This window comes from Ramlibacter sp. (assembly GCF_035706265.1).
In the GTDB taxonomy this organism is placed as follows: domain Bacteria; phylum Pseudomonadota; class Gammaproteobacteria; order Burkholderiales; family Burkholderiaceae_C; genus Ramlibacter.
This window is the reverse complement of sequence record NZ_DASSVG010000400.1, coordinates 1-3963: the sequence shown is the minus strand read 5'-3', so window position 1 is coordinate 3963 and position 3963 is coordinate 1. Positions and strand designations below refer to the sequence as shown.

4 protein-coding genes are annotated in these 3963 nt (G+C 70.0%); 1 reads left to right on the top strand and 3 read right to left on the bottom strand.

What is annotated here, in order from left to right; translation table 11 throughout:
* Nucleotides 1-174: 174 nt before the first annotated feature.
* From VFM98_RS14390 to VFM98_RS14380, 3 genes are all read right to left on the bottom strand, one after another.
* Nucleotides 175-1125 carry a tripartite tricarboxylate transporter substrate binding protein gene (locus VFM98_RS14390; RefSeq protein ID WP_325110601.1) on the bottom strand — a complete coding sequence of 317 codons (951 nt, stop codon included), beginning with the start codon at nucleotides 1123-1125 and terminating at the stop codon, nucleotides 175-177.
* Nucleotides 1126-1177: 52 nt separating this feature from the next.
* Entirely contained in the window at nucleotides 1178-2248 is a 1071-nt protein-coding gene (locus VFM98_RS14385; RefSeq protein WP_325110600.1) for a tartrate dehydrogenase, read from the bottom strand.
* Between the two features lie 91 nt (nucleotides 2249-2339).
* Nucleotides 2340-3287, bottom strand: a complete 948-nt coding sequence (locus VFM98_RS14380; protein ID WP_325110599.1) for a hypothetical protein — start codon at nucleotides 3285-3287, stop codon at nucleotides 2340-2342.
* A gap of 95 nt (nucleotides 3288-3382) precedes the next feature.
* On the opposite strand from VFM98_RS14380, the gene VFM98_RS14375 reads away from it, so the two are divergent.
* A partial coding sequence (locus VFM98_RS14375; RefSeq protein WP_325110598.1) for a LysR family transcriptional regulator occupies nucleotides 3383-3963 on the top strand: 581 nt, incomplete at its 3' end.

The window sequence follows — 3963 nt, the reverse complement described above, 5'->3', positions numbered from 1 at the left end:
AGCGCCGGCCGGGCGAGCTTCTCCGCGCCGGGGAAGTTCAGCGGGTTGATGTAGTCGATCAGGATCAGCACGCGCGCGCTGCGCGGCACCTTGGCGGGCTGCATGGACGGGCCGGAGACGAAAACGGCGCCCATGGTAGGGCGCCGCTCGGCCGCAGCCTGTAGGAAGGCGGCTTTACTTCTTGCCCAGGCCCATGCGGGCCGCGCCCTCGGTATAGAGCCTGGTCTTGCTGGCCATGAAGGAATCCATCTCCTCCACGCCGACGTTCACCAGCTCGAAGCCGGAGGCGGCGGCCTTCTCCTTCATCTCCGGATCGTTGTTCAGCGCGCGCCACAGGTCGGAGATGCGCTTGCGCTCCGCCGCCGGCGTGGACTTCGGCACGCCGATGCCGCGGTAGGCGCCGTCCACCCAGTCGACCCCCAGCTCCTTGAAGGTGGGCACGTCGGGCATCAGCGGATGGCGCTTGTCCATCGCCACGGCGATCGGGCGCACGCCCTTCTCCTTGTTGGCGATGGCGAACGGCACGTACGTCATCGCGCCGTCGACCTGGCCGCCCAGCACGGAGGAAGCCAGGTCGCCCGTGCCCTTGTACGGCACGTACAGCGTCTTGATGCCGAAGGCGGCGTCGAGGCGCTCGTGGGCGGCGTGGTTGGCCGAGTACTGGCCCGAGCCGGCCAGGCTCAGCTTGCCCGGATTGGCCTTGGCGGCCTGGATGAACTCCTGGAAGTTCTTGATGTTGCCCTTGGCGCTGACCACCAGGATGTCGGGCGTGAAGTGGAACCAGAACACCGGCGTGACGTCGGCGGTCTTGTACTGCACGTCGCCCTGGATCGGCTGGAACACGATGTGCGGCAGGTTGATGCCGACGACGTTGTGGCCGTCGGGAGGCAGCTGGTTCATCTGCGTCCACATCAGCGCGCCGCCGGCGCCGGCCTTGTACTGGATGATGGTCTCGATGCTGGGGCACTTCTTGTGCAGCACCATCTGCTGGTGGCGCGCCGACAGGTCGGACTCGCCGCCCGGCGGGAAGGCCTGCCAGTACTGCATGTTCTTGTCCGGGCAGCCCTGGGCCAGTGCGACCGGCGCCAGCAGGGCCAGCGCCAGCGTGGACAGGATTCTCTTCATCGCTTCGTCTCCTTGCGTTTGTTGTGACTGCGCCGCCAGTGTGGGGCGGCGCTCACCGGTTCTTCAAGCGGGAAACCACTGCCGCCGTCACGTCGGCCGTCTTCGCCTGGCCGCCCAGGTCGCCGGTGTGCAGTTTCGGATCGGCCGTGATCTCCTCGATGGCGCGCATCAGGCGTGCGGCGGCTTCCTGCTCGCCCAGGTGCTCCAGCAGCATCACGCAGCTCCAGAAGGTGCCCACCGGGTTGGCAAGGCCCTTGCCCATGATGTCGAAGGCCGAGCCGTGGATGGGCTCGAACATGCTGGGATAGCGGCGCTCGGGGTCGATGTTGCCGGTGGGCGCGATGCCCAGGCTGCCGGCCAGGGCGGCGGCCAGGTCGCTCAGGATGTCGGCGTGCAGGTTGGTCGCCACAAGCGTGTCGAGCGAGGCCGGGCGGTTGACCATGCGCGCGGTGCAGGCGTCCACCAGCTCCTTGTCCCACTTGACGTCGGGGAACTCCTTGCTCACGGCGAGCGCCACTTCGTCCCACATCACCATGCCGTGGCGCTGGGCGTTGGACTTGGTGACCACGGTGAGCTGCTTGCGCGGGCGCGACTGCGCCAGCCGGAAGGCGAAGCGCATGATGCGCTCGACGCCGGCGCGCGTGAGGATGCTCATGTCGGTGGCCACCTCGATCGGGTGGCCCTGGTGGGCGCGGCCGCCGACGCCGGCGTACTCGCCTTCCGAGTTCTCGCGCACGATCACCCAGTCCAGGTCCTTGGGCGTGCAGCGCTTCAGCGGCGCGTCGATGCCGGGCAGGATGCGCGTGGGCCGCACGTTGGCGTACTGGTCGAAGCCCTGGCAGATCTTCAGCCGCAGGCCCCACAGCGTGATGTGGTCCGGGATGTGCGGATCGCCGGCGGAGCCGAACAGGATCGCATCCATGCCGCGGATCGCATCGAGGCCGTCGTCCGGCATCATCTGGCCGTGGGCGCGGTACCAGTCGCCGCCCCAGCCGAAGCTGGTGAACTCGAAGCGGAAGTCGGCGCCGGCGGCGGCCAGCGCCTGCAGCACCTCCTGGCCGGCGGGAATCACTTCCTTGCCGATGCCGTCGCCCGGGATGCAGGCGATCTTGTACGTCTTCATGGGAACTCCTTTTCCAGCCGGGACTGTAGGGGAGCGGCAGCGGGAAAGAGCGCGCCCGGGTTCAAGCCATTGTTAACCCGGGCGGAAAGAGTCAGAGCGCCTTGTTCAGGTCGACCGCGAGCCCGCTCTTCTTGAGCTCGCGCGCGACCAGCAGCTTCCACAGGCCGCCCTCGTCCAGCGCCTGATGCGGCAGGCCGGGCAGGCTGTCCTGGGCGCCGCCGGCGTTCAGCACGCACAGGCGCGAGCGCCCCAGGGCGCCGAGCAGGAAGCCGATCTCCAGCTGGCGCTCGGCCTGCAGCACCAGCGCGAAGTCGGCATGGCGCAGCGCCTCCAGCGCGTCCAGCGACGCCGAGGCGCCGGGCTGCTGCGCGATCACCGGCTCCAGCCCGAGCTGGGCGACGAAGCTGGTGACGGCCTCGCCGGTGGCGTCGTCGCGGCAGACGATGGCGATGCGAGGGGTGGCGGAGCGGGCGTTGGTTTCCATCGAAGGGGTCGTGGTGGCGGAAGCGGGTGCGGAGGGCGAAGCGGGGGCGGGGCTCGGGGCCGCCGCGTCCGCTGCGAGCGGCGCGAAATTGGATGGCGGCAGCGGCGCGAAGTTGGACGGCAGCGCGCCGAAATTGGACGCCGGCGCGTCGCCCAGCGGCGCCAGCGTGGAATCGCCGGAGCCGCCGGCCAGCCGGCGCTCCAGCACCTTGGCCGCCGCGTTGAGCCGCATGGCGGCCTGGCCCACCGCCTTGCGGATCACGTCGCGCATCTCTTCGAGCGTGAAGCGGTCGCCGAAGGCCGACTCCAGCGCAGCATCGAGCGGCCCGATGGCGAGCTGCCGGTACTGCGCGCTGCCCATGCCGACCGCCTCGGCGATCGTCTTGTTGACGTTCTTCTGCAGCACTTCGAGCCGCGTGTCCCAGCGATCCTGGATGCCCGACGGATCGAAGGCCTTCAGTTCCTTGACCCGCCTGGCAATGCGATCGAGCACCGCCTCGATTTCCGCCTTGTCCTGCGGACCGCCCGGCGCCGGCGCGTGCTTGCTGTTGCCCATGCAGCTCCTCCAACAGCGCCCGACTTTAGCAGCGCGGCACCGCAGCCGTCACGCGCCGGACGGGCAGAATGCGGCCGTCCACCTGCCATCGGTCCATGTCCAGCGCGTCCGCCTCCCAGGAAATGCAGTTCTTCAGCGTGCTGATGCGCTGCGGCAGCCTGGCCGCCGCAGCGCGCGAGCTGCAGGTGAGCCCGCCCGCGGTGAGCAAGCGGCTCGCGGCGCTGGAGGCGCGCCTCGGCGTCAGCCTGCTGCACCGGACGACCCGGCGGCTCGCGCTCACCCACGAGGGCGAGACCTACCTCGCGCAGGCGCGCCGCATCCTGGGCGAGATCGAGGCGCTGGAGCGCGAGCTGCAGGGTGCGCGCTCGGAACCGAGCGGACTGTTGCGCGTGAACGCCACCCTCGGCTTCGGCCGCATGCACGTGGCGCCAGCCATCGCCAGCTTCGCGCGCCTGTATCCGCAGGTGGAGGTGCAACTGCAGCTTTCGGTGAATCCGCCGCCGCTGCACGAGGACGCCTTCGACGTCTGCGTCCGCTTCGGCGAGCCGCCGGACGCGCGCGTGGTGGCGCGCCTGCTGGCGCCCAACCGCCGGCTGCTGTGCGCCTCGCCGGCCTACCTGCAGCGCCACGGCACGCCGCGCTCGCCGCACGAACTGGCCGCCCACAGCATCATCGC

Coding starts and splice junctions, on each gene's coding strand:
- VFM98_RS14385 (WP_325110600.1), bottom strand. CDS start 2,248: ATGAAGACGTACAAGATCGCCTGCATCCCGGGCGACGGCATCGGCAAG.
- VFM98_RS14380 (WP_325110599.1), bottom strand. CDS start 3,287: ATGGGCAACAGCAAGCACGCGCCGGCGCCGGGCGGTCCGCAGGACAAG.
- VFM98_RS14390 (WP_325110601.1), bottom strand. CDS start 1,125: ATGAAGAGAATCCTGTCCACGCTGGCGCTGGCCCTGCTGGCGCCGGTC.